Below are 25321 nucleotides of genomic sequence, written 5' to 3' on the forward strand. Positions count from 1 at the left end.
TTGGCTGGAGCGTTTTTCGAGCGAAGCGGCTACCGGTTCGCGTGAAGAAAACGCGACCAAAAAGGGTAAGAGTTCTGAGTGATGGATCGGCCGGATCAAACCACCCATTTCGGCTTCAGGGATGTGCCCCTGGGCGAGAAGCAGACGCTGGTGAACGACGTGTTTCACAGCGTGGCGTCCCGCTACGACCTGATGAACGATCTGATGTCGGCGGGCCTGCACCGGGCCTGGAAGGACGTCATGATCACGATGCTCGATCCGCCGAAGGGCGACCGGCCGTTCGCGCTGCTCGACGTCGCCGGCGGCACCGGCGACATCGCGTTCCGGGCCGCCAAGACCGCGGGCGCGGGCTTTCATGCCACGGTCTGCGACATCAATGCCGATATGCTCGCCGTCGGGCGCGAGCGCGCCGCCAAGCAGCACCTCGATGACCGCGTGTCGTTCGTCGAGGGCAATGCCGAGACGCTGGGTTTTGCCGACCGCGCGTTCGACGCCTACACCATCGCGTTCGGCATCCGCAACGTGCCGCAGATCGACCTTGCGCTGCGCGAGGCCTATCGCGTGCTCAAGCCGGGCAGCCGCTTCCTGTGCCTGGAATTCTCCACCGTCGACGTGCCCGGCCTCGACAAGATCTACGATCTGTTTTCCTTCAAGGTGATCCCGCCGCTCGGCCGCGCCGTCACCGGTGACGCCGAGTCCTATCAATATCTCGTCGAGTCGATCCGCAAATTCCCGCGGCCGAACGCGTTCGCCGAGATGATCGGCGCCGCCGGCTTTGCCCGCGTGAAGTGGCAGAGCCTCTCCGGCGGCATCGTGGCGCTGCATTCGGGCTGGCGTTTGTGATCTCTGCACTGACCCACATCACGCGCCTCGCCCGCGCCGGTTTCGTGTTTGCGCGCGAGGGCGTGTTCGGCGTCGTCGATCCCGCGCTGGTGCCGCCGCCCGGGCAGCTCGCGCTGAAGCTGGCGCGGCTGATCGAGCGCCGCTCGGCCAAGTCAGGTCCGCGGTTGTCGCGCGCACTGACGCGGCTCGGACCGGCCTATCTCAAGCTCGGGCAATTCCTCGCCACCCGCCCCGACGTGGTCGGCGTGGCAATGGCGCGCGATCTCGAAGCCCTGCAGGACCGGCTGCCGCCGTTCGCGCAGGAAGCGGCCGAAACCGTCATCACGCAATCGCTGGAACGGCCGCTGCCGCAGGCCTTTGTGCATCTGGGCCCTGCGGTTGCCGCGGCCTCGATCGCGCAGGTGCATCGCGGCGAAATCGAGCGCGACGGCGTGCGGCATCAGGTTGCGGTCAAGGTGCTCCGGCCCAACGTCGCCGCGCGTTTCCGCCGCGACCTCAGTGACTTCTTCTTTGTCGCGCACAAGGCCGAGGCGCATTCCGCCGATGCGCGGCGCTTGCGCCTGATCGAGGTCATCAACACGATGTCACGCTCGGTCGCGATGGAGATGGACCTGCGGCTCGAGGCGGCCGCGCTGTCCGAGATGGCCGAGAACACCCGCGACGATCCGGACTTCCGCGTCCCCGCGGTGGATTGGGATCGCACCGCGCACAGCGTGCTGACGATGGAGTGGATCGACGGCATCGCGCTGAACGATCACGTCCGGCTGGCGCAGGCCAAGGTCGATTTGCCCGATCTCGGCCGCAAGGTGATCCAGAGCTTCCTGCGCCACGCGCTGCGCGACGGCTTCTTCCATGCCGACATGCATCCCGGCAATCTGTTCCTCGACGAGGCCGGCCGGCTCGTTGCCGTGGATTTCGGCATCATGGGACGGCTCGGACTGAAGGAGCGGCGCTTCCTGGCCGAGATCCTGCTCGGCTTCATCACCCGCGACTATCGCCGCGTCGCCGAGGTGCATTTCGAGGCCGGCTACGTGCCGGGCCACCATTCGGTGGAGAATTTCGCGCAAGCGATCCGCGCGATCGGCGAGCCGATCCACAACCGCACCGCCGAGGAAATCTCGATGGCGAAGCTACTCACGCTTCTGCTCGAGGTCACCGGCCTGTTCGACATGCAGACGCGCCCCGAGCTGATCCTGCTGCAGAAGACCATGGTGGTGGTCGAGGGCGTGGCGCGCGGCTTCGACCCGAAGCTCGACATCTGGAAGATCGCCGACCCCGTGGTGCGCGAATGGATCACGCAGAATCTCGGCCCGGCCGGCCGCATCCAGGGCGCGCTATCGGGCGCGGGCGAACTCGGTCGCATCCTCGCCAACCTGCCGTCGATCGCCAACCGCGCCGTCACGGTGCTCGAGCAGCTCGAGACCATGACGCTGGAGGGCCACATGCTGTCGTCGGACTCGATCGACGAAATGGCCCGCGCCGAGGCCCGCAAGGCGCGGGTGCAGACCGTCGGCCTCTGGGTCATTGCGATCGCCTCCATCGCGATCTTTTTCGCCATCCGGGCGCACTGATTGCAATGCATGCACCATGTGATAGCATCGCTATCATATTTGTTTGAGCATGATCGCTCCCGGAAAACCGCTTCGCACTTTTCCGGATCATGCTTTGAGGGCAGCACGCCATGGCCAGCCTGACCATCCGCAAACTCGACGACACGCTGAAGGCCTATCTGCGGCTGCGCTCCGCCAAAAACGGCCGCTCGGTCGAGGAGGAGGTGCGGGTGATCCTCCGGGACCTCGCAGACGGCGGTTCGGAGCCTGCCGAGGCGCCCGGCCCAGGTTCCGCGACAGTGGCAGCCCCTGCTCCAAGGGCCGCCAGCGTGGCCGGCGAGCCGCGCGTCACCCTGATCATCGGCGGGGGGATTGCGGCCTATAAGGCGCTGGATCTGATCCGGCGGCTCAAGGAACGGCACATCCAGGTCCGCTGCGTACTGACCAAGGCGGCCCAGCAGTTCGTGACCCCGCTCGCCGCCAGCGCGCTGTCGCATGAGCGCGTCTACACCGACCTGTTCGACGCCGAGAGCGAATTCGACGCCGGCCATATCCGCCTGGCGCGGGACTGCGACCTGATCGTGGTGGCGCCGGCGACCGCCGACCTGATGGCCAAGATGGCGCAGGGCCATGCCGACGACCTCGCCACCGCCACCTTGCTGGCGGCCAACCGGCCGATCCTGCTGGCGCCGGCGATGAACCCGCTGATGTGGAACAATCCGGCCACCCGCCGCAATGTGCTGCAGCTGCGCCGCGACGGCGTCCATACCGTCGGCCCCAATGCCGGGGAGATGGCGGAAGCCGGCGAAGCCGGCGTCGGCCGGATGGCCGAGCCGACCGAGATCGCAGCCGCCGCCGACCGCATGCTGCGTCCGCCGCAGCCGCGTCCGCTGGCCGGCAAGCGGGTGCTGATCACCGCGGGCCCGACCCATGAGGCGATCGATCCGGTCCGCTACATCGCCAACCGCTCGTCCGGCAAGCAGGGCTTTGCCATTGCCGCCGCCGCGCGCGCCGCCGGCGCCGAGGTGGTGCTGGTGACCGGCCCGGTCGAGCTCGCCGACCCTCAGGGCATCTCCGTGATGCGCGTGGAGTCCGCGCGCGACATGCTGCACCGGGTCGAGGCGGCGCTGCCGGTCGACGTCGCGATCTTCGCCGCCGCGGTCGCCGACTGGCGGGTCGCCACCGAGGGCAGCCAGAAGCTGAAGAAGACCGCGGCCGGCATGCCGCCGCTGCAGCTGGTCGAGAACCCCGACATCCTCGCGACAGTTTCCAAGCTGAAGGAGCAGCGGCCGCTGCTGGTGATCGGCTTTGCCGCCGAGACCGAGCATCTGATCGAGAACGCCAAGGCGAAGTTCGCGCGCAAGGGCTGCGACTGGATCGTCGCCAACGACGTCTCGCCGGCGACCGGGGTGATGGGCGGCGACCGCAACACCGTTCACCTGCTCTCGCGCGAGGGCAAGGACGTCACCGTCGACTCCTGGCCTGTGATGACCAAGGAGGAAGTCGCGACCGCGCTGGTGTCGCGCATCGCAAGAGCGTTTTCGAGCGAAGTGGTCACCGGTTCGCGTCAAGAAAACGCGACCAAACAAAAGGATTAGAGCATGATCCGATTCAATCGGATCATGCTCTAGAGCCGTAGGAACCGCATCGTGAGCGCCACCATCAAGGTCGAAGTCCACCAATTGCCGCACGGCGCCGATCTCCTGCTGCCGATCTATCAGACCGCCGACGCGGCCGGCCTCGACCTGCTTGCGGCGGTGCCGCAGTCGGCGCCGCTGCTGCTGCTGCCGGGCCGCTACGAGATGGTTCCGACCGGACTGACGATCGCGCTGCCGCCGGGCTACGAGGCCCAGGTGCGGCCGCGCTCCGGCCTTGCCGCCAAATACGGCGTCACGGTGCTGAACTCGCCCGGCACGATCGACGCCGACTATCGCGGCGAGATCAACGTGCTGCTGATCAATCACGGCCACGAGGTGTTCTCGATCCGGCGCGGCGAGCGCATCGCGCAGATGGTGATCGCGCCGGTCACCAGGGCCGAGCTGGTTCCAGTCGACGTGCTGCCGGCGACCGGGCGCGGCAGCGGCGGCTTCGGCTCGACCGGACGCTAGTGCGCGACGACTTCACTCGAGCGGCGGCGCCACTTCACCTCGCCCCGCGTGCGGGGAGAGGTCGGAACGCATCGTCAGATGCGTTCCGGGTGAGGGGGAGTCTCCGCGAACGCAGCTATCACCGGATATGCGGAGACGGCCCCTCACCCCAACCCTCTCCCCGTAAGAACGGGGAGAGGGAGCCAAGCGCCTTCGCATCGGAGAAGTGTGCGGACGAGCTCGGGAAGATCACGCTTCGTGCGCGCTCTCCGCACCAATACGGAGTCAATTCGCATAAAATCCGCCCAACCCGGCGGCATTTTTTCACAGGGGATTCTGCGTTCACGGTCTGGACTCTTACTCGCCGAGTCCCGTTGGGACTATTCTGTTTTGATTCGAGCGCGACGGGGGGTCTTCGTCGGGCTGACTGGTCCTGCTTGGGCATGATCGGCGGACAAACGTCGTACGTTTGCCGTGAGGGAACACCGGTCTCCTCTTTTCCGGATCATGCCTGGGGTTTGTGCGTTCTGGGGCAACATATGTCGGGCGTAGTCGCGGCAATGCGTCGAACCCTGCTGTCATGCACCTCACTGGCGCGCGACGGCATGATTGGGCTCGCCATCACCGCATTGCTGCCGGCCCGCACCGCGTTGGCCGCCGAGAGCCCGGTCGCCCAGGCGATGTCGGATCATTTCGGCTTCAATCACCAGGAGGTCGCGGTCCTCGCGACGTCGCTTGCGCTGGTCGGCTTCTCGGCCGTCGCCGCGATCCTCTTGATGCGCACCCGGGTGCGCGCGACGAGGAACGAGGAGCAGCTGCAGTCCGAGATCACCGACCTGCAGGCGCAATCGGACCGGCTGCGCGCGCTGCTGTTCGTCGAGCCGCAGGTCCTGATCTCCTGGGCCGCCGGCGACAACCGGCCGCAGATCTCGGGCGACATCTCGCTGGTGATGTCGCAGGAAGGCTCGCCGCAGCGCGTCCTCGCCTTCGGAACCTGGCTGCCGCCCGAGCCGGCGCTGCAGATGGATCACGCCGTCGACGCGCTGCGCGAGAAGGGCGAGGCGTTCCTGCTCAACCTCTCGACCTCGGCCGGCCGCGCCATCGAGGCGATGGGCCGCGCGATCGGCGGCCAGGCCATCGTGCGGATCCGCGAGCTCGGCGGCCTGCGCCGCGAGCTCGCCGAATCCAACCTGCGCTACAAGACGCTGCAGGAGGAAACCGAGCTGCTGCGCGATTTCGCCGCCGCCGCGCCGTGGCCGATCTGGGCCAAGAGCCTCGAGGGCAATCTGCGCTATGCCAACGCGGCCTATGTCCGCGCCACCGAAGGCAAGAGCGTGTCGGATGCGCTGCAGCGCAATCTCGAACTGCTCGAAAGCGACCAGCGCGGCGAATTGACCCGCGCGCTGAACGACAACGCCAATTATGCCGCGCGGCTGCCGATCGTGGTCAGCGGCGAGCGGCGGATCTACGACGTGCAGGCGCTCAAGCTCTCCGGCGGCAGCGCCGGCATCGCGATAGACGCCAGCGAAGCTGCGGCGCTGCGCGCGGCGATCGCTCGGATGGTCGAAGCGCACCGGCGCACCCTCGACCAATTGTCCTCGGGCGTCGCGGTGTTCGATGCCGACCGGCGGCTCACCTTCTACAACGAGTCCTATCGGCGGCTGTGGGGCCTCGACCAGGCCTTCCTCGACGGCAACCCCGACGATTCCAGCGTGCTGGACCGGCTGCGCGCCAACCGCAAGCTGCCCGAGCAGCCGGATTTCCGCGCCTGGAAGGCCAAGCTGCACGAAGCCTATCGCGCGGTCGAATCCGAGACCTACACCTGGTTCCTGCCCGACGGCCGCGCCATCAGCGTCGTCACCACGCCGAACCTCGAGGGCGGCGTCACCTATCTGTTCGACAACGTCACCGAGAGCCTCGACCTCGCGCGCCGCTACGACCGCCTGACGCGGGTGCAGCGCGAGACCCTGGACAATCTCGGCGAGGCGGTCGCGGTGTTCGGCAGCAACGGCCGCGCGGAACTGTTCAACCCGCCCTTCGCCAAGATGTGGAAGCTGCCGGCCGACGCGCTGCAGGGCGAACCGCATATCGAGGCGGTGGAAGCGCTGTGCCGGCCGCTGTTCGACGACGCCCTGACCTGGCGGACGCTGCGCGAGCAGATCACCGCGATCGAGAACCGCGCCCAGGTCGCGCTCAAGCTCGAGCGCAAGGACGGCAGCGTGCTGAATTGCATGACCATCCCGCTGCCCGACGGCAAGACCCTGCTCGCCTTCCAGGACATCACCGACACCGAAAATGTCGAGCGGGCGCTGCGCGAGCGCAACGAGGCGCTGGAAGCCGCCGACCAGATGAAGGTGGATTTCGTCCACCACGTCTCCTACGAACTGCGCGCGCCGCTCACCACCATCATCGGCTTCGCGCATTTCCTCAGCGATCCCTCGACCGGACCGCTGACGCCGAAGCAGGCCGAATATCTCGACTACGTCACCAAATCGACCAACGCGCTGCTGGCGCTGACCAACAACATTCTCGATCTCGCCACCATCGACGCCGGCGCGATGAAGCTCGAGCTCGGTCCGGTCAATATCGGCCAGGCGATCGAGGCCGCCGCCGAAGGTATCCAGGACCGCCTCGCGACCGACCGCATCACCCTCAAGGTCGATATTGAGCCCGACATCGGCGCCTTCGTCGGCGACGAGCGGCGCGTGGTGCAGGTGCTCTATAATCTGCTCGCCAACGCGGTCGGCTTCTCGCCGCACGACGCCACCGTCACGATCAGCGCCCACCGCACCGAGCACAGCGTGGTGTTTGCGGTGACCGACGCCGGTCCCGGCATTCCGGCGGAGATGCGCGACAAGGTGTTCAACTGGTTCGAGAGCCATTCGCACGGCTCGCGGCACCGCGGCGCGGGCCTTGGCCTGTCGCTGGTCCGCTCCTTCGTCGAACTCCATGGCGGACGGGTGCGCGTCGATTCGACCGTAGGCCGCGGCACGACCGTGACCTGCGACTTCCCGATCGACCAGACCGCACATCGCAACGCTGCTGAATGACGGCGACCTCGACATTCTCGGTGGCACTCGCGAACGAGACCGCGACAGCAGAGCTGATGGCCGACCTCGCGCTCCTGATCGGCGCCGGCGACGTCATCACGCTGTCCGGCGACCTCGGCGCCGGCAAGACCACGGCCGCGCGCGCGTTGATCCGCTACCTCGCCGACGACGACGCGCTGGAGGTGCCGAGCCCGACCTTCACGCTGGCGCAGAGCTACGAGCTGCCGTCGTTTCCGCTGGTCCATGCCGACCTCTACCGCATCAACGACGCCGGCGAGCTCGAGGAGATTGGGCTGTCGCCGCTGCCCGACGACGTCGTGGCGCTGATCGAGTGGCCGGAGCGCGCGCCCGACGCGATGCCCGCCGACCGCATCGATATCGCGTTCAGCCATCGCCCGGCGCTCGGATCGGCGGCACGCGCGGCCGAGATCACCGGCCATGGCAAGGGCGCGGCGAAGGTCGCGCGGCTCAACGAGCTGCGCCAGTTCCTCGACCGCGCGGGCTTTCTCAATGCCCGGCGCGAACGCATGCCGGGCGATGCCTCGACGCGCTCCTATGCGCGGCTGCGCAACGACGACGGCACCGTCATCCTGATGAACTCGCCGCGCCGTCCCGACGGCCCGGCGATCTACAGCGGCCAGTCCTACAGCGCAGCGGTGCATCTCGCCGAAGACGTCAGGCCGTTCGTCGCGATCGGAAACGGCCTGCGCAAGCATGGTTTCTCGGCGCCCGCGATCCGTCACATCGATCTCGGATCCGGCTTCCTCATCACCGAGGATTTCGGCGCCGAGGGCGTCATCGAGGGCGACCCACCGCAGCCGATCGCCGAGCGTTACGAGGCCGCCGTCGACATGCTGGCGGCGCTGCACCGCGAGGTGCTGCCGGAGCAATTGCCGCTGACGTCGGACGAGAGCTACGACATCCCGGTGTTCGACATCGACGCCTGGCTGATCGAGATCGGGCTGATGCTGGAATGGTACCTGCCAGACCGCGGCGCGCAGCCGAGCGAGGAGCTTCGCGCCGAATTTCTCGGGATGTGGCGCGGCCTGCTGGAGAAGCCCGCAGCCGCACCGCAGACCTGGGTGATCCGCGACTTCCATTCGCCGAACATCATCTGGCTTGCCGAACGCACCGGCATCCTGCGCGTCGGCGTCATCGATTTCCAGGACGCGCTGCTCGGCCCCGCGGCCTATGACGTGGTGTCGCTGCTGCAGGATGCCCGGATCGATGTGCCCGAGCAGCTCGAGCTGTCGCTCTTGACCCGCTACATCAAGGCGCGGCGCGCGACCGATGAAAGCTTCGATCCGGCCGGCTTCGCCGAGCTCTATGCGATCATGTCGGCGCAGCGCAACACCCGCCTGCTCGGCACCTTTGCGCGACTCAACCGCCGCGACGGCAAGCCGCAATATCTCAAGCACCAGCCGCGGATCTGGACCTATCTCGAGCGGTCGCTGGCTCACCCCGCGCTGACCAGCTTCCGCATCTGGTACACAGCCAACGTCCCTCCTCCAGTACCGTAGTTTACGGGTTATTAGCCTCGCCTCCCCTAAGGTTGCGGAGCCCGCACCTGATCCATGGCGCGGCCGGATCTGGAGCGGGACCACACGATGGGGACGGAACGACGCAAGGGCGATCGTGTCACGTTTGAGCGCGGCATAGCAGCGCACATGATGGGCATCGACGGCACCTGGCGGCGCGACTGCACCATGGAAGACGTGTCGGAGACGGGCGCCAAGCTCTCCGTCGACGGCTCGGTCGAGGGCCTGAACCTGAAGGAGTTCTTTCTGCTGCTGTCGTCCACAGGATTGGCCTATCGCCGCTGCGAGCTGGCATGGGTCAATGGCGACCAGATCGGCGTCAACTTTCTCAAACAAGGCGACAAGAAGAAGAAAACCGCCAGACGCGGCACGCAAGCTGCCGACGTCTAGGCCAGGGTCGTCATTGCCGTCTTACGGCCGTCATGTCTCGTGACTATGGCGTCTGATTGATGTGCTTGCCGAATCGCCGTGATATGATCGGCGCATGAGAGATGATGACCGAGAATATCCGGAAGATGCCCGTCACTCCCCATAAAGCCATGGTGCTCGCTGCGGGCCTCGGCGTGCGCATGCGCCCCCTGACCAACACGATGCCGAAGCCGCTGGTCAGCGTCGCCGGCCAGCCGCTGCTCGACCATGTGCTCGACAAGCTCGCCGGCGCCGGCGTCAGCGAAGCGGTCGTGAACGTGCACTATTTGCCCGACCAGATCATCGAGCACGTCAAGCCCCGCAGCCGTCCGCGCGTGATCATCTCCGACGAGCGCGACCAGGTGCTCGGCACCGGCGGCGCGGTGGTGAAGGCGTTGCCGCTGCTCGGCGATGCGCCGTTCTATCATCTGAACGCGGACACGATGTGGATCGACGGCGTGCGCTCCAATCTGGCGCGGCTCGCGGAAACCTTCGATCCGGCGCGGATGGATATCCTGCTGCTGATGGCGCCGACCGCTACGAGCATCGGCTATGGCGGGCGCGGCGACTATTCGATGTTGCCGGATGGCGCGTTGCGCAAGCGGCGCGAGCACCAGGTGGTGCCGTTCGTCTATGCCGGCGCCGCGATCATGTCGCCTGCGCTGTTCGCCGACGCGCCGGCCGGCGAGTTCTCGCTGACCAAGATATTCGACCGCGCCAACGAGCAGGAGCGGCTGTTCGGCCTGCGCCTCGACGGCGTCTGGATGCATGTCGGGACTCCGGACGCGATCCAGGCTGCGGAAGAAGCTTACCTGGAAAGCGTCGCGTAGGCGGCGCCTTCGTCAGCCATCGGCGTCGATCGCGAGCACCGCGAAGCTCGCAAGCCAGTGTTCACCCATATAGTCGCTGGCGATATGCGGCAGGCCGGCGTCGAGATGCCGGCGCGCGGCATCCTGCAGGATCGGACGGCGCGCATCGGCCGCGGGCAACGCACCGGCCAGCGCCCGCCAGCACCATGCGCGGCTGAGATTGAGCCCGTCGAGATGTGCCAGCTTGCCATCCGAGCGATCGGTGACCGTGGCGGGACGGAACAGGGTTGTGGGTTCGCGCAGCTCGAGCCGCGGCAGGAAGCGGTCGAACCAGGGCAGGAAGTCACCCGGTGCCAGCAGCCGGCGCATGCACTCCGCTTCGATCAACGCGGACGACTGGAAGTCATCACCGCTCGGCTCACCCCAGGCGGGGCAGTCCTGATCGGCGCCGTACCAGCGCAGCGCTGTGTCGCGCAACAGCGCACTGAGCGCATCGTCCTGTGTCACCGCGGCGTAGTCGGCTGCCATGCGCAGTCCGAACGCGGTGTTGAAATGGGTGCCGACCCGCACCGGATAGGTGGCGAGCGGCAGGAAATCGCGGAAGCGCTGCGCGAAGATCTCGGCAAGCGGAGCGATCCGGTCGCGCCAGTTGGTGTTCTCGAGGAGCGAGAGCTCTGCGGCGAGCTTCAACAGCCAGCCCCAGCCGTAAGGCCGCTTGAAGCCGCGCGCGGTCGGGGCGGCGAGATAGCTGCATTCGGCCGCGATCTTCTCCGCAACGAACTGCGCGTCGAACAGCGCGCGGATATCGTCCGCCGCTTGGGATGAGGGATAGCGGCGCAGCAGCCGGGCAAGCATCCAGTAGCTGTGGACGCAGGAATGCCAGTCGTAGCTGCCGAAGAACACCGGATGCAGCTCGCGCGGCGTGCGCGCGTCCTGCCGCCCCGCCAGCACGTGATCCGGCTTGTTCGGATATTCGCGCGTGACATGGCCGAGCGCGATGCGCGCGAAGCGGACAGCGAGGTCTTCGGTCAGGATCGTCGCGCTCATGGTGAGGCATTCTCCTTGCGCTCGCGGCGAACAAGCATCTCGATCAGCCGCGGCGTCATATAGATCGGAAACTGCGTGGCGGCGAAGAACAACGCCGTCATCGGCGACACCGCAGCGCCCATCGCCGACCAGACCAGTCCGACATTGCGGTTGCCGAGAATGAGGCCGCTGGTCAGCCGTGCAGCCAGATTGCCCGGCGTGAGCAGCGCGCCACACAATTGCAGGGCAAGATTGCAGGCGAAAGCAAGGCCGACGTAGGTGAACGCGGCGGCCGGTTGCGCTTCGATCTGGGTGCGCACCCCCGCCATGGTGGCGATCGCGAACAGCAGCAGCGAGGCCAGCACGAGCGCGTCGATGATGCGCGCATGCTGCACCAATCGTGCAGCGGCCTGACGGCGCAACAGCAACGCCAACGCGCCGGCGCCGCCAACCAGGAGGACCAGCCGCGTCGCAAGCGCCAGCGGATCGAGCGCGAGACCGGCAAATCCCGCGGCGATCAGCGGCACGGTAACCGGCGCCAGCGCCATCGACAGCAGCGTCACGGCAAGCGGAATGGTCGCATCGAAGCCGAGCATGCGCGCGACGGCCGCCGTGCCGCTCGACGGTGGCGCACACACCGACAGCACCAATGCGACGATCAGCTCGGGTCGAAAGCCGGCGCCGCGCGCGGCAAGGCCGACTGCAAGCGGGCTCGCCAGCATGGCCAGCGCCGGCAACAGCAGCCAGACCAGCGGCCGCCGCAACGCGCGCCGGAACGCCGTGCCGTCGACCTGGAGGAAGGTGCCTAGCACCAGAACGAAGATCGCCGCCGCCATCAGCGGGCGGGCGCCGTCCGCCAAGGCGGGGAAAGCCAATCCTGCCAGCACGCCGATGATCAGCAGTGTCGGCCCGCTTGGCACCAGCCTCGCAAATCTCGCCAAATTCCTGGGTCCCGTCGTCATGTCCGACCAACAAGCATAGGCCGGGGCAAATCATTGTTGAAATCGATTATTCTTATAAGCATTATTGCTATGATGAATTTATCCGCCGTCGATCTCAACCTGCTGGTCGCCTTCGAAGCGCTGATGGAGGAGCGCCACGTCACCCGGGCGGCCGAGCGCATCGGGCTCGCCCAGCCGTCCATGAGCAGCGCGTTGCGAAGGCTGCGTGCGCTGTTTGCGGACGAACTGTTCCTGCGTGCCGGCGCGGGCATGCAGCCGACCGAAAAGGCGCTGGCGCTGGCCGGGCCGATCGGGGAAGCGCTGCGGCAAATCCGGAGCGCGCTGGCGCCCGATCAGGGCTTCGATCCGGCGATCGCGCGACGGCGCATCACCATCGCCGCGACCGACTATGGCGATCTCGTTGTGGTGCCGGAACTGACCCGGCTGCTGCGCGTCGAAGCGCCCGGCATTGACCTTGCCGTGCGCCCGCTCACCGATGCGACGGTGGCGCTGGCGAAGCTGGAGCGCGGCGAGCTCGATGCGCTGATCGGCGGGCACCTGCCGGACTCGCCGCGCTGTGTCCGGCACCGGCTGTTCGAGGAACGCTTCGTCTGCGCCCGCGATGCACGCACGAACCGATCGGAGCGCCTCAGTCTGGAAGATTACGCGACCTTGCCGCACGCGCTGTTCTCGGCGGCCGGCGGCGATGGCCTGCCGAGCGTGATCGACGCGCTGCTGGCGCGCCATGGACTGAAGCGACGGGTGGCGGTGACGCTTGCGCATGTGGTGGCCGTTCCGTTCGCCGTGGCCGGCACCGATCTGATCGCCACGATGTCCGAGCGCATCGCCCGGCGCTTCACGCATCTGGCCGACATTGCCGTCGTCGCGCCGCCGATCGACATCCCCGCCTTCGCGATCGACCTGATCCATACGAGCCGCGCCGCCCGGGATCCGGCGCTGCGCTGGTTCCTGGATGCCGCCGATCGCTGCGCCGGCCGATTGCGATATTGAGCGGTGACGGTTCTCCGACAGGGGTGGCTAACGACGGTCGCCGCTCCCTATATTGGCGCCGGATTCGAATCAGGCAGCCCATGCGCGTCTTCAGTGTTCCCGTTTCTGCGCCGTTCCTGCGGACCGTCATCTCGGCGCTGGTCGATGGCCGGCTGGTCGCGGGATTCGAGGCGCAGAGCGATCCGGCAAGGCTCGCCAACGCCACGCTGTATCTGCCGACCCGCCGTGCCGGGCGGCTGGCGCGGGAAATCTTCCTCGATGTGCTCGAGTCGGACGCCGCGGTGCTGCCGCGCATCGTCGCGCTTGGCGACATCGATGAGGACGAACTCGCCTTCGCCGACCAAAGCGAGGACGTCGGCGGCGCCGCGCCGCTGGAGATTCCGCCAAGGCTGGGCGAGCTCGAGCGCCGGCTGACGCTGGCGCATCTGGTCGCCGCCTGGGCGAAGACGCCGGTATCGGCGCCGCTGGTGGTCGGCGGGCCGGCCTCGACGCTGCAACTCGCCGGCGATCTGGCGCGGCTGATGGACGACATGGTGACGCGCCGCGTCGACTGGCGCGCGCTCGACCGCCTGGTGCCGGACCAGCTCGACAAATACTGGCAGCACTCGCTCGACTTCCTGCGCATCGCGCGCGACGCCTGGCCCAGCTACCTCAAGGAGATCGGCCGGATCGAACCCGCCGCGCGCCGCGATCTGCTGATCGAGGCGGAGGCGGCGCGGCTGACCGCGCACCACGCGGGCCCGGTGATCGCGGCCGGTTCGACCGGCTCGATGCCGGCGACGGCGAAATTCCTGCACGCGGTGGCGAAGCTGCCGAACGGTGCCGTGGTGCTGCCCGGGCTCGACACCGATCTCGACGAGGACTCCTGGGACACGATCGGCGGCGAGCGCGGCGACGACGGCAGGTTCGTAACGCCGCCCTCGTCGAACCATCCGCAATTCGCGATGCACGCCTTGCTCGACCGCTTCGGCATCAAGCGCCGCGACGTCGAGAGCCTTGCCGAGCCGGCGCCGCTCGGCCGCGAGGTGCTGGTGTCGGAGACGATGCGTCCCTCGACCGCGACCGCGCAGTGGCACGATCGGCTGGAACGGCCGGAGATCGTGGCGCGGATTTCCGCCGGGATGACCAACCTCACCGTGGTCGAGGCGCCCAATCCGGAAATGGAGGCGCTGGCGATCGCGGTTGCGATGCGCGGGGCGCGGCATCTCGGCAAATCGGCCGCGCTGGTGACGCCGGATCGCGCGCTGGCGCGCCGCGTGATGGCGTCGCTGACGCGCTGGAAGCTCGAGTTCGACGATTCCGGCGGCGATGCGCTGATCGAGACGCCGGCCGGCGTGTTCGCCCGCCTGACCGCGGAGGCGGCGGCCAAGGGGCTGGAGCCGCCGACGCTGCTCGCGCTGCTCAAGCATCCGCTGTTCCGGCTCGGCGGTTCGCGCGGCGCGCTGCGGCGCGCGATCGAGGTGCTGGAGATCGCGCTGCTCCGCGGCACGCGGCCGCAAGCCGGGACCGGCGGCCTCGCCCGCGACTTCGCGCGCTTCCGCGCCGAGCTGGTCAAACTGCACGGCGGCGAGACCTCGTCGCTGCACGCCATGGAGCCGCGCGACAACGAGCTCAACCAGGCCGAGGGCCTGATCGCCAGATTGCAGGCGGCGCTGGCGCCGCTCGAAGGCATGGCGTCGTCAAAACCCCATGATTTCGCCGAGCTCGCCGCGCGCCACCGCGAGGCGCTGATCGCGCTGTCCGGAGACCAGAACGGCGTTGCGGTCGTGTTCGAGGAGCGCGCCGGTGCGTCGCTGGCGTCCGCATTCGACGAGCTGCTCGCCAAACAGCAGCCGAGTCGGCTGATGACGCCGCTCGCCGATTATCCCGAGGTGTTCCAGACCGCGTTCGCCGACCGCATGGTGCGGCGACCGGAATCGGCGCGCGCGCAGCTCAACATCTTCGGCCAGCTCGAAGCCCGTCTCACCGAATCCGATCGCGTCATCCTCGGCGGCCTGGTCGAGGGCGTCTGGCCGCCGGCGCCGCGGATCGATCCGTGGCTGAGCCGGCCGATGCGGCATGAGCTCGGGCTCGATCTTCCCGAGCGCCGCATCGGGCTTTCCGCGCACGACTTTGCGCAGCTGCTCGGCCATCACGAGGTGATCCTCACCCACGCCGCAAAGGTCGGCGGCGCGCCGGCGGTCGCCTCGCGCTTCCTGCACCGGCTCGAAGCGGTCGCGGGCGAGGCGCGCTGGAAGGCCGCGACATCGGCCGGCAAAACTTACGTGCAATATGCCGCCGAGCTCGACCGGCCCGACAAGGTCGAGCCGATCCCGCAGCCGGAGCCGCGGCCGCCGCGCGAGGCACGTCCGCTGAAGATGTCTGTCACCGCGATCGAGGACTGGCTGCGCGATCCCTACACGATCTATGCGCGCTACATCCTGCGGCTCGATCCGCTCGACCCCGTCGACATGCCGTTGTCGGCGGCCGATCGCGGCTCGGCGATCCACGAGGCGCTCGGCGAGTTCACGCAGGTCTATGCCGACGCGCTGCCTGCCAACACCCTGCTCACGTTGCGCGAGATCGGGGCCAAATATTTTGCGCCGCTGATGGAGCGGCCCGAGGCGCGGGCGCTGTGGTGGCCGCGCTTCCAGCGCATCGCAGGATGGTTTGCCGAATGGGAGCAGGCCCGGCGCGGCAATATTGCTGCGATCAGGGCCGAGATCCGCGGCGAGATCGGCATCCCGCTCGACGATGCCAGGACCTTCACGCTCTCGGCGCGCGCCGACCGCATCGAGCGGCGCGACGACGGCAGCTTTGCGATCCTCGACTACAAGACCGGCCAGCCGCCGACCGGCAAGCAGGTGCGCATGGGCCTGTCGCCGCAGCTCACCCTGGAAGCCGCGATCCTGCGCGAGGGCGGCTTCGCCGACATCCCGGCCGACTCCTCGGTCGGCGACCTCGTCTATGTCAGGCTGAGCGGCAACAACCCGCCGGGTGAGCAGCGTTCGCTGGAGCTGAAGATCAAGACCAGCGACACGCCGCAGCCGCCCGACGAGGCCGCCGACAGCGCGCGGCGCAAGCTCGAGGCCCTGATTCGCGCCTTCGACGACGAGCAGCAGGCCTACACCTCGCTGAATCTCTCGATGTGGGCGAACCGCTACGGCGCCTATGACGACCTCGCACGCATCAAGGAATGGTCCGCTGCCGGCGGCCTGGGAATCGAGGAATGGTGAAGGCTATCAGGCCCATCCCGCCCGCCGTGCGCGACGCGCAGGCGCGTGCGTCCGATCCGAAAGCGTCGACCTTCGTGTCGGCCAATGCCGGCTCGGGCAAGACCCATGTGCTGGTCCAGCGCGTCATCCGTCTGCTGCTGTCGGGCGTGCCGCCGGAAAAGATCCTCTGCATCACCTTCACCAAGGCCGCGGCGGCCAACATGGCCGAGCGCGTGTTCACGACGCTCGGCCATTGGGTGACGCTCGACGACGCCGGGCTCGACGCCGCGATCCGCGAGTCCGGCATTGCCCATCCTTCCGCCACGCTGCGGCGCGAGGCGCGCAAACTGTTTGCCTGCGCGCTGGAGACGCCCGGCGGCCTGAAGGTGCAGACCATCCACGCGCTGTGCACCCGCCTGCTGCAGCAGTTTCCGTTCGAGGCCAACGTGCCGGCGCGCTTTGCCGTGCTCGACGATCGCGACCAGAACGAGATGATGGAGCGCGCCAATCTCGCGGTGTTCCTCGAGGCGTCGCGGATTCCCGACAGTCCCATCGGCCGCGCGCTGCGGACGGCGATGGCAAATGCCGCCGACGTCACTTTCAAGGAGGTGGTCCGCGAGGCCTGCCTCAGCCGCGACCATTTCATGGCCTGGACCGATGCCGCCGGCAACGCCGCGGCCGCCGCAGCGCAGATGTCGGCCGCGCTCGGCTTCTCCTCTGACATTCGCATCGAGGAGGTCGAGCGCGAGATCGTCGACGGCCCGAACCTGCCGCGGTCGAGCTGGAAGGAGATGGCCACGCTTCTCGATACCAGCAGCAAGGCGGATCAGAAGCAGGCCGAACGGCTGCGGAGCGCGCTGACCTTCACCGGTGCAGCCCAGGTCGACGAATATCTCGGCGTCTTCCTGACCGATGAACGCGCCCCCCGCGCGTCTGTCGTCACCAACAGTTTCATCAAGAAGAATGCGGTCGCGGGCCATCGGTTCGAGGCGGAGATCGATCGGCTCGGTCCCTTGATCGAACGCCGCCGCGCCGTGGTCGCGCGCGACCGCACCGAGGCGCTGATCCACATCGCGACCGCGGCCGCCGCGCACTACCGGCGCGAGAAGCTGGAACGCGGCCTGCTCGACTATGACGATCTGATCGACAAGACGCTGGCGATGCTCGACCGCGTCTCGTCGGGCTGGGTGCATTACAAGCTCGACCGCGGCGTCGATCACGTGCTGATCGACGAGGCGCAGGATACGAGCCCGCGGCAATGGGACATCGTCGCGCACATCATCTCGGAATTCACCTCCGGCGCCGGCGCGCGCGACGGCCTGGTGCGCACCGTGTTCGCGGTCGGCGACGAGAAGCAGTCGATCTTCTCGTTCCAGGGCGCGGCGCCGCGCGAATTCGACCTGCGCCGGCGCGAGCTGAAGCGGCGTTTCGAGGAAGCCGGGCTGAAATTCGACCCGGTGTCATTCACCTATTCGTTCCGCTCGGGGCCGGTGATCCTGCATTCGGTCGACCATGTGTTCCGCGAGCAGGAGATCTTCCGCAGCATTCATGCGATCGAGAACGGCTACCCGATCCACAATGCGATGACTGACGCCGGCCCCAGCCTGATCGAGCTGTGGGATCTCGCCGTTGCCGACGATCGCCAGGACATCGAAGGCTGGCGCGCGCCGTTCGACGGCGTCTCGGTGACCAGCCCCGAGGTGAAACTGGCGCGGCGCATCCAGGCCGAGATCAAGCGCCTCGTTGCCAGCGGCACCATGACCGGCAGCACTGGCGGGCGGCGGCCACTCAGCTACGGCGACATGCTGATCCTGGTGCGGCGGCGCGGCAACGCCTTCGATGCGGTGATCCAGGCGCTGAAGCACGCCGGCATCCCGGTCGCCGGCGCCGACCGGCTGAAACTGACCGAGCACATCGCGATCATCGACCTGATGAACCTCGCCGACGCGCTGCTGCTGCCGCAGGACGATCTCGCGCTCGCGGTGGCGCTGAAGAGCCCGCTGTTCGGCCTCGACGACGACGATTTGTTCAAGCTGGCGTATCAGCGTCGCGGCTCGCTGCGCGAGGCACTGGCCGCGCAGGCGCCGACCGATGAGCGATTTTCGGCCGCGCTCCGCCGTCTCGAACAATGCGAGCGCCGCTTCACCGAGGAGACGCCGTTCGCGTTCTACGCCTGGCTGCTCGGCGGCGACGGCGGGCGGGCGCGCATCCTGCGCCGGCTCGGCCACGAGGCCAACGACGCGCTCGACGAATTCCTCGAGCTTGCGCTGAGCTATGAGCGCAAGGCGCCGGCCTCGCTGCAGGGCTTCGTCGCCTGGCTGCGCGCCGCCGACACCGAGGTGAAGCGCGACATGGAGATTTCGCGCGACGAGGTCCGCGTCATGACCGTACACGGCGCCAAGGGCCTCGAAGCATCGGTGGTGTTCCTGGTCGACACCACGACCTCGCCGTCGGACACGCAGCGGCTGCGGCTGATCCATCTGCCGCAGGGCAATGCCGCGCCGAACGCGCCCGGCGTCGTGGTGTGGGCCGGCAAGAAGGCCGAGGATCCGCCCGGCGTCGCCGAGGCGCGCAAGGCGATGCTCGGCGACACCGAGGACGAGTATCGCCGCCTGCTCTATGTCGCGATGACCCGCGCCGCCGACCGGCTGATCGTCGGCGGCTGCATGCCCGGCAACATGAACACGGTGCGGAAATCGTCCTGGTACGATCTGATCACCAAGGGGCTCGCCAATTCCGGGCTCAAGCTCGAGGAGCTGGAGACGCCAGGAGGCAAGGTGATGCGCTATTCGCGGCCGGATGACGTCGCCGATCTCACCGGCGCGACTGCGTCGGCGGCCGCGGTGCCGATCACGTTGCCGTCCTGGCTGCGTGCTGCGACCGCACCGGAAGCATCGGCGGCGAGCATGCTGCGTCCGTCCGATCCGGCTGACGGCGACAGCCATCCGATCCGGACCGGCGAATCGGTGCTGCTGCGCGCCCGCGCCCTGCAACGCGGCACGCTGGTGCATCGCCTGCTGCAATCGCTGCCCGACGTCGCCCTCGAGCGGCGGCGCGCCGCCGCGCTCGGCTTCCTCGCGCGCAATGCCGACGGCTGGAGCGAACAGGAGCAGGCCGCGCTCGCGGATCAGGTGCTCGCCCTGATCGCCGATCCGCGCTTTGCCGCCGTGTTCGCGCCCGGCAGCCGCGCGGAAGTCTCGATCGTCGGGCGGCTGGAGCGGTCGGGCCAGCCGAAGGCGCTGGTCTCGGGCCAGATCGACCGCCTGGTGGTGACGCCGGACCATGTCCTGATCGTCGATTTCAAGACCAACCATGCCCCGCCGAAGACGATGGCCGAGGCGCCGCGGGGCTATGTCCGGCAGCTCGCGCTGTACCGCGCGGTGCTCGCCAGGCTTTATCCCCAGCTGCCCGTGCGGGCCGCCCTGCTCTGGACCGAAACGACTGAAATCATGGAGATTTCCGCCTCCGCGCTGGACGCTGCCCTGGCATAAGTTCATGTCGGCGTGAGCAAGCTTGACCCGGCAAGGGGGCGTTCATAGGTTTGACCCATGCTCCTGGGCGCGATTCCCAACCGCGCCCTTTTGTCTCAACCGAACGAGGTACTCACATGGCCGTTGGCAAGGTTTCTGACGCCGATTTCGAAGCCGAAGTGCTCAAGGCGACCGGGCCGGTGGTCGTCGACTTCTGGGCCGAGTGGTGCGGCCCCTGCCGCATGATCGCGCCCGCTCTCGATGAGATTTCCGGCGCGATGGGCGACAAGGTCAAGATCGTGAAGCTCAACGTCGACGAGAGCCCGAAGACCGCATCGAAGTATGGCGTGATGTCGATCCCGACCCTGATGATCTTCAAGGGCGGCGAGATGGCGTCCCGCCAGGTCGGCGCCGCGCCGAAGGCCAAGCTGCAGCAGTGGATCACCGCTGCGGTCTGATCCCGCTTCTTCTGATTAATAAATTCGTGCACGGCCGGCGGATTCGCCGGCCGTTTGCGTTGGGACCGTGTGTGTTGCGTTTGAAGGTCCCGGCACTTGCCCTCCCCGCGTCAAAAGCCCGCTTCCAGGTCCACGCCGCTCGTTGCGATGGAGGCGCGCTCGGTCGATGCCATCCCGCGCGGGAAGGAGTGGCAGTACGAACCCAAGTGGGACGGCTTCCGCTGCCTGCTGAAACGCGAAGGCCGCAAAGTCGACCTGCGCTCGAAATCCGGCGAAGATCTCGGCCGCTATTTCCCGGAGCTGGTCGCCGCGGCGCTGAGCGTGAAGGCAACGTCATTCGTGCTCGACGGCGAGATCGTGGTGCCGCACGGCCGGACATTCTCATTCGACGATCTCCTGCAGCGCATCCATCCTGCCGCCAGCCGGGTGACGCGGCTCGCACAGGAAACGCCCGCCTTGTTTCTGACGTTCGATCTCTTGGCCGCGCCAACCATGAAGAAGCTTTCCGGCCAGCCCTTGAGCAAACGACGACCGCAGCTCAAGGCGTTCGCCAAGTCGCAACTGAAATCCAATTCCAGCTTTCGGCTATCTCCCGCGACGACGAGCTACCCGCTTGCCAGGAAATGGCTGGCGCGATCCGGCGGCGGCTTCGACGGCGTAATCGCCAAGCGCCTGGACCTGCCCTATCAGGCCGGCAATCGCGACGGCATGCAGAAGATCAAAAGGTTCAGGAGCGCCGACTGTGTGGTCGGCGGCTTTCGCTACGCCACCAACAGGACCGGCGGTCGCCAAGTGGTCGGCTCGCTGCTGCTCGGCCTCTATGACGACGACGGCTTGTTGCATCATGTCGGCTTCACCTCCGCGATCAGGCAGCAGGAGAAGCTGGCGCTGACCGACCGTCTCGAGCCGTTGATTGCAAAGCCCGGCTTTACCGGGAATGCGCCGGGCGACCCGAGCCGGTGGTCGACCGAGCGCTCGGCGCAATGGTGTCCGCTGAAGCCGAAGCTCGTGATCGAGGTCTGCTACGACCATTTCAGTGGCGATCGTTTCCGCCACGGCACCTCGATCCTGCGCTGGCGTCCGGACAAGGCGCCGAAGCAATGCTCGTTCGAGCAACTGAAGCAGAAGGCGGCCGACCCGATGAAGCTGTTGAGGGGATAACGGCACTGCCGTTGCCGTGCAGCGAATAGGAACCCGGACGGGCAGTCCATGTTGAGGGATCAAATGGCCCTCAGGAGGGACCCATGTCGAACCCCAGATCAACCGCGCAGGTCGCGGGACATCCTATCCATCCGATGCTTATTCCGTTTCCAGTCGTATGCTTTGTTTTGACCTTCGTTGCCGATCTCGCTTTCTGGAAGACGGGCACTGACTTCTGGGCCAGCGCCTCGCTCTGGCTGCTTGGCATCGGCTTGATCATGGCCGCGCTCGCCGCCATCGCCGGCGTGATCGATCTCCTCGGAGACGATCAGGTCCGCAATCTTTCCGATGCATGGCAGCACGCCGGCGGCAATGTCATCGCGGTGCTGATCGCGCTCTACAACTGGTATTCGCGCTTCGAGCACGGCGCATCCGCCATCGTGCCGACCGGTCTCGCGCTATCGCTCATCGTGGTCCTGATCCTGCTGTTCACCGGCTGGAAGGGCTGGGAGATGGTCTATCGCGAGCATGTCGGCGTCTCGGATGAGGTGCACATCCATTAGGCAAGTCAGCGAATCCATCCCGTCGCCAGCGCCGAGGCGAGTTCGGCCTGGCCGTGCTGCCGCGCCAGCGCCGCCATTGCTGCGTGGTCGTAGGGGATGTGGCGGAAGGTTACGTCCCAGCCACCATCGACCTGTTCGAGGATCGCATAGCGCGCATCGGGCGAACCGGCCTCGACGACATGCGGATGCGGCTTGCCGGCGCGATAGCCGGGCGAGCCGACGCTGCCGGGATTGACGATCAGCCGGCCGTCGCGAAGTCGCATGGCGCGCGCGGTATGCGTGTGTGCGCAGAGGATCAGCGATTGCGGCACGCCGGCCGCTCTCGCCTCGATCGCTTCCAGCGAGGACATGCAGACTTCGCCGCCCGGCAGCACCGTTTCGAGCCAGTAGGTCTCGTCATCCTGGGGCGTTGCGTGACAGAGAAAAACCTCGTCGCGATAGATCGAATTCGCCGGCAGCGTGCGCAGCCAGTCGAGATGCCGCGGCTCGAGCTGGGTATAGGTCAGCCGCTCCCAGGAGCCCATTTTCTCGTGCGGACGATCGATCAGATAGCGGTCGTGATTGCCGAGCAGATGGACCGCATCGAGCGCCATCAGCATATCGATGGTGGGCCGGGCGTCGAGCGGCCCGCTCACCATGTCGCCGAGGTCAACGATGTCGGAAATGCCCCGCGCGCGGATGTCCGACAGCACGGCTTCGAGCGCGAGATGGTTGCCGTGGATGTCGGCGATCGCAGCAAAACGCATGGTATGTTGTCCTACCGTAGCCCGGATGCAGCGAAGCGTAGTCCGGGAGGGCTTCCGTGACGGATTGAAAGGCCCCGGATTTCGCTTCGCTCCATCCGGGCTACAACGCGACCATCATGCAGGAGGCGTGCCGTTGGCCGCAAGCACGGGACCGGCCAGATACAGCGAGCCCGTGATCAGGATGCGCGGCGGCACCTCATAGGCCAGCACCGCAAGCCGTTGCAGCGCGGCGGCGACGCCATCAGCGATCTCGACCCGCATGCCGAGCGCTCGCGCGGCGTCCGCCAGCCTGTCCGGCGCCATGCCGTTGTCGCGGCCGGGCACCGGGACCGCGATGATGTGGCGGGTCAGCCCGGCGAAATTGGCGAGGAATGCGTTGGCATCCTTGTTGGCCATCATCCCGACGATCACCACCAGCGGCCGCGACACGCGCTCCTCAAGATCGCCGAGCGCCGCAGCCGCGACGCGGCCGCCCTCGGCATTGTGCCCGCCGTCGAGCCAGACCTCGGAGCCCTGCGGCCCCTGTCCGACGAGAGTGCCGGAAACCAGCCGCTGCATTCGCGCCGGCCATTCCGCATTGACGATGCCGGCTTCAAAGGCCGCGATGTTGAGCTTGAATGCGTCGATCGCGCGCAGCGTCGCGATCGCAAGGCCCGCATTGTCGAACTGGTGCCGGCCGAACAGTTTTGGCGCGGCGAGATCCAGCAGGCCGCGCTCGTCCTGATAGACCAGCCGGCCGCGCTCGACACCGACATGCCATTGCTGGCCGGCCGCATGCAGCGGCGCGCGCATGCGGTTCGCCTGCGTCTCGATCACGGCCATCGCATCCGGCGCCTGCTCGGCACACACCACCGGCACCTTGCGCTTGATGATCGCAGCCTTCTCGCCGGCGATCGCCGTCAGATTGTCGCCGAGGAATTCCATGTGGTCCATGCTGACCGGCGCGATCACCGAGGCGAGCGGCGCCTCGACCACATTGGTCGAATCGAGCCGACCGCCGAGCCCGACCTCGAGCAATGCGACATCGGCAGGATGCTTGGCGAACAGGCAGAACGCCACCGCCGTTTCCATCTCGAAGATGGTGATGGGATTGCCGGCGTTGATGCGCTCGCAGTGCTCGAACGTCTCGCGCAACTCATCGTCACCGACCAGCTTGCCGCCGCCGACGGCGCCCAGTCGGTAGCATTCGTTGATCCGCACCAGATAGGGCGAGGTGAAGACGTGCACGCGCAGGCCTGATGCCTCGAGGATTGCGCGCAGATAGGCGATGGTCGAGCCCTTGCCGTTGGTACCGGCGACATGGATCACCGGTGGCAGCTTGCGCTCGGGATGATCGAGCCGCTCCATCAGGCCGCGCATGCGATCGAGGCTGAGATCGATGCGCTTGGGATGCAGCGCCGATATCCGCGCGATCAACGCCTCGAACGAGGCTTGCGGTGAGGCGGCGCTTGCGGTCACGCGTGCGGCGCGGCCGGCACCGTCTCAGGCGCCGTGACGATCTGGGCCGGCTCGGTGACCGCGGCCTTGGGCTTCGATGCGGATTCAAGCGCCGGCGCCTTGGTCAGCAGGCGGCACAGCCGCGCCAGCGTGGCCTTCATCTCGTGGCGGTGCACCACCATGTCGACCATGCCGTGCTCGCGCAGATATTCGGCGCGCTGAAAGCCGTCCGGCAGCTTTTCGCGGATGGTCTGCTCGATCACGCGCGCGCCGGCAAAGCCTATCAGCGCACCGGGCTCGGCGATCTGGATGTCGCCGAGCATCGCATAGGACGCGGTGACACCGCCGGTGGTCGGATTGGTCAGCACCACGATGTAGGGCTGGCGCGCCTCGCGCAGCATCTGCACGCCGACGGTGGTGCGCGGCATCTGCATCAGCGACAAGATGCCTTCCTGCATCCGCGCGCCGCCGGATGCGGCGAACACGATGAAGGGCGACTTCTTCTCGACCGCGAGCTCGAGCCCGCGCACCATGGCTTCACCGGCGGCCATGCCGAGCGAGCCGCCCATGAAATCGAAATCCTGCACCGCGACCACGACGCCGGCGCCCTCGAGCTTGCCGTAGCCGACCTTGATCGCGTCGTTCAGCCCGGTCTTGGTGCGGGCGTCCTTGATCCGGTCGACATATTTGCGCTCGTCGCGGAATTTCAGCGGATCCGCCGTCACCTCGGGCAGCGCAACGTCGAACCAGGTCTCATTGTCGAAGATCGACTTCAGGCGCGCCGCCGCGCCCATGCGCATGTGGTAGTTCGAGCCGGGGATCACGAACTGGTTGGCCTCGACGTCCTTGTAGAACACGAGCTGCCCGGAATCCGGGCACTTGATCCAGAGGTTTTCCGGCGTCTCGCGCCGCAGGATGTTGCGGATCTTCGGCCGGACGACGTTGGTGAGCCAATTCATGGTTCGCTCCGAAATGCGGATCGGTTCCGCACCAGCTGGATATATGGCGGGCCGGGCGAGCCCGGCAAGCCGCCATCGGCGGCCTTGTTGC

General features: G+C 67.4%; 19 protein-coding genes. 14 read left to right on the plus strand and 5 right to left on the minus strand.

The genetic code is table 11. The features are described 5' to 3' along the window. Positions 1-81 precede the first annotated feature (81 nt). The 8 genes from ubiE to ACVIYL_RS08545 all read left to right on the plus strand — a co-directional run bounded on the left by ubiE (position 82) and on the right by ACVIYL_RS08545 (position 10306). Positions 82-843, plus strand: coding sequence for a bifunctional demethylmenaquinone methyltransferase/2-methoxy-6-polyprenyl-1,4-benzoquinol methylase UbiE (ubiE, locus tag ACVIYL_RS08510; RefSeq protein WP_057020427.1), 762 nt, complete (start codon positions 82-84; stop codon positions 841-843). Next, the gene (gene ubiB, locus ACVIYL_RS08515; protein WP_456778260.1) at positions 840-2414 is read left to right on the plus strand and encodes a 2-polyprenylphenol 6-hydroxylase; all 1575 of its coding nucleotides are present in this window, start codon (positions 840-842) and stop codon (positions 2412-2414) included. The genes ubiE and ubiB overlap by 4 nt, the downstream gene beginning before the upstream one ends. 110 nt (positions 2415-2524) lie before the next feature. Beyond that, positions 2525-3991: a bifunctional phosphopantothenoylcysteine decarboxylase/phosphopantothenate--cysteine ligase CoaBC gene (gene coaBC, locus ACVIYL_RS08520; protein ID WP_456778261.1), complete on the plus strand. Its 1467-nt coding sequence runs from the start codon at positions 2525-2527 to the stop codon at positions 3989-3991. A 51-nt stretch (positions 3992-4042) separates the two neighbouring features. Continuing rightward, complete coding sequence (gene dut / locus ACVIYL_RS08525; RefSeq protein ID WP_076833820.1) at positions 4043-4501, plus strand: dUTP diphosphatase; 459 nt, start codon at positions 4043-4045, stop codon at positions 4499-4501. A gap of 518 nt (positions 4502-5019) precedes the next feature. Further along, entirely contained in the window at positions 5020-7530 is a 2511-nt protein-coding gene (locus tag ACVIYL_RS08530) for an ATP-binding protein (RefSeq protein WP_456778262.1), read from the plus strand. Beyond that, positions 7527-9050 carry a tRNA (adenosine(37)-N6)-threonylcarbamoyltransferase complex ATPase subunit type 1 TsaE gene (gene tsaE, locus ACVIYL_RS08535; RefSeq protein ID WP_310880899.1) on the plus strand — a complete coding sequence of 508 codons (1524 nt, stop codon included), beginning with the start codon at positions 7527-7529 and terminating at the stop codon, positions 9048-9050. Before ACVIYL_RS08530 ends, tsaE begins: the two co-directional genes overlap by 4 nt. An 87-nt stretch (positions 9051-9137) precedes the next feature. Then, on the plus strand, positions 9138-9458 hold the full coding sequence (locus tag ACVIYL_RS08540) for a PilZ domain-containing protein (RefSeq protein ID WP_028337556.1): 321 nt from the start codon (positions 9138-9140) through the stop codon (positions 9456-9458). 125 nt (positions 9459-9583) lie between these two features. Then, entirely contained in the window at positions 9584-10306 is a 723-nt protein-coding gene (locus ACVIYL_RS08545) for a nucleotidyltransferase family protein (protein ID WP_092081309.1), read from the plus strand. A gap of 12 nt (positions 10307-10318) precedes the next feature. On the opposite strand, the gene ACVIYL_RS08550 is transcribed toward ACVIYL_RS08545, so the two are convergent. Then, positions 10319-11332: a DUF2891 domain-containing protein gene (locus tag ACVIYL_RS08550; RefSeq protein WP_456778263.1), complete on the minus strand. Its 1014-nt coding sequence runs from the start codon at positions 11330-11332 to the stop codon at positions 10319-10321. Beyond that, on the minus strand, positions 11329-12252 hold the full coding sequence (locus tag ACVIYL_RS08555; RefSeq protein ID WP_456778264.1) for a hypothetical protein: 924 nt from the start codon (positions 12250-12252) through the stop codon (positions 11329-11331). Before ACVIYL_RS08555 ends, ACVIYL_RS08550 begins: the two co-directional genes overlap by 4 nt. Before the next feature lie 54 nt (positions 12253-12306). Here ACVIYL_RS08555 and ACVIYL_RS08560 point away from each other — a divergent pair, with 54 nt between their 5' ends. The 6 genes from ACVIYL_RS08560 (at position 12307) to ACVIYL_RS08585 (ending at position 22088) form a co-directional block, all read left to right on the plus strand. Then, entirely contained in the window at positions 12307-13263 is a 957-nt protein-coding gene (locus tag ACVIYL_RS08560; RefSeq protein WP_456778265.1) for a LysR family transcriptional regulator, read from the plus strand. An 80-nt stretch (positions 13264-13343) separates the two neighbouring features. Continuing rightward, complete coding sequence (addB, locus tag ACVIYL_RS08565; protein ID WP_456778266.1) at positions 13344-16478, plus strand: double-strand break repair protein AddB; 3135 nt, start codon at positions 13344-13346, stop codon at positions 16476-16478. Beyond that, positions 16472-19948 (plus strand): double-strand break repair helicase AddA, encoded by a 3477-nt coding sequence (gene addA / locus ACVIYL_RS08570; protein ID WP_456778267.1) that lies wholly within the window; start codon positions 16472-16474, stop codon positions 19946-19948. The genes addB and addA overlap by 7 nt, the downstream gene beginning before the upstream one ends. A gap of 116 nt (positions 19949-20064) precedes the next feature. Next, complete coding sequence (gene trxA, locus ACVIYL_RS08575) at positions 20065-20385, plus strand: thioredoxin (RefSeq protein WP_016847387.1); 321 nt, start codon at positions 20065-20067, stop codon at positions 20383-20385. A 96-nt stretch (positions 20386-20481) separates the two neighbouring features. Then, positions 20482-21546 (plus strand): ATP-dependent DNA ligase, encoded by a 1065-nt coding sequence (locus ACVIYL_RS08580; protein WP_456778268.1) that lies wholly within the window; start codon positions 20482-20484, stop codon positions 21544-21546. Between the two features lie 83 nt (positions 21547-21629). Further along, positions 21630-22088, plus strand: a complete 459-nt coding sequence (locus ACVIYL_RS08585) for a DUF2231 domain-containing protein (protein WP_456778269.1) — start codon at positions 21630-21632, stop codon at positions 22086-22088. Between the two features lie 5 nt (positions 22089-22093). On the opposite strand, the gene ACVIYL_RS08590 is transcribed toward ACVIYL_RS08585, so the two are convergent. From ACVIYL_RS08590 to accD, 3 genes are all read right to left on the minus strand, one after another. After that, positions 22094-22834, minus strand: a complete 741-nt coding sequence (locus ACVIYL_RS08590; RefSeq protein ID WP_456778270.1) for a metallophosphoesterase family protein — start codon at positions 22832-22834, stop codon at positions 22094-22096. 114 nt (positions 22835-22948) lie between these two features. Continuing rightward, on the minus strand, positions 22949-24193 hold the full coding sequence (locus ACVIYL_RS08595) for a bifunctional folylpolyglutamate synthase/dihydrofolate synthase (RefSeq protein ID WP_456781798.1): 1245 nt from the start codon (positions 24191-24193) through the stop codon (positions 22949-22951). Positions 24194-24288: 95 nt separating this feature from the next. Beyond that, a complete protein-coding gene (accD, locus tag ACVIYL_RS08600; RefSeq protein ID WP_456778271.1) occupies positions 24289-25230 on the minus strand; it encodes an acetyl-CoA carboxylase, carboxyltransferase subunit beta in 942 nt (313 codons plus the stop codon). Positions 25231-25321 lie beyond the last annotated feature (91 nt).

The organism is Bradyrhizobium sp. USDA 3315, assembly GCF_054056795.1.

Coding starts and splice junctions, on each gene's coding strand:
- coaBC (WP_456778261.1), top strand. CDS start 2,525: ATGGCCAGCCTGACCATCCGCAAACTCGACGACACGCTGAAGGCCTAT.
- ACVIYL_RS08530 (WP_456778262.1), top strand. CDS start 5,020: ATGTCGGGCGTAGTCGCGGCAATGCGTCGAACCCTGCTGTCATGCACC.
- addB (WP_456778266.1), top strand. CDS start 13,344: ATGCGCGTCTTCAGTGTTCCCGTTTCTGCGCCGTTCCTGCGGACCGTC.
- tsaE (WP_310880899.1), top strand. CDS start 7,527: ATGACGGCGACCTCGACATTCTCGGTGGCACTCGCGAACGAGACCGCG.
- ACVIYL_RS08585 (WP_456778269.1), top strand. CDS start 21,630: ATGTCGAACCCCAGATCAACCGCGCAGGTCGCGGGACATCCTATCCAT.
- trxA (WP_016847387.1), top strand. CDS start 20,065: ATGGCCGTTGGCAAGGTTTCTGACGCCGATTTCGAAGCCGAAGTGCTC.
- ACVIYL_RS08590 (WP_456778270.1), bottom strand. CDS start 22,834: ATGCGTTTTGCTGCGATCGCCGACATCCACGGCAACCATCTCGCGCTC.
- addA (WP_456778267.1), top strand. CDS start 16,472: ATGGTGAAGGCTATCAGGCCCATCCCGCCCGCCGTGCGCGACGCGCAG.
- ACVIYL_RS08595 (WP_456781798.1), bottom strand. CDS start 24,193: ATGCGCGGCCTGATGGAGCGGCTCGATCATCCCGAGCGCAAGCTGCCA.
- ACVIYL_RS08540 (WP_028337556.1), top strand. CDS start 9,138: ATGGGGACGGAACGACGCAAGGGCGATCGTGTCACGTTTGAGCGCGGC.
- ACVIYL_RS08545 (WP_092081309.1), top strand. CDS start 9,584: ATGCCCGTCACTCCCCATAAAGCCATGGTGCTCGCTGCGGGCCTCGGC.
- ACVIYL_RS08550 (WP_456778263.1), bottom strand. CDS start 11,332: ATGAGCGCGACGATCCTGACCGAAGACCTCGCTGTCCGCTTCGCGCGC.
- ubiE (WP_057020427.1), top strand. CDS start 82: ATGGATCGGCCGGATCAAACCACCCATTTCGGCTTCAGGGATGTGCCC.
- accD (WP_456778271.1), bottom strand. CDS start 25,230: ATGAATTGGCTCACCAACGTCGTCCGGCCGAAGATCCGCAACATCCTG.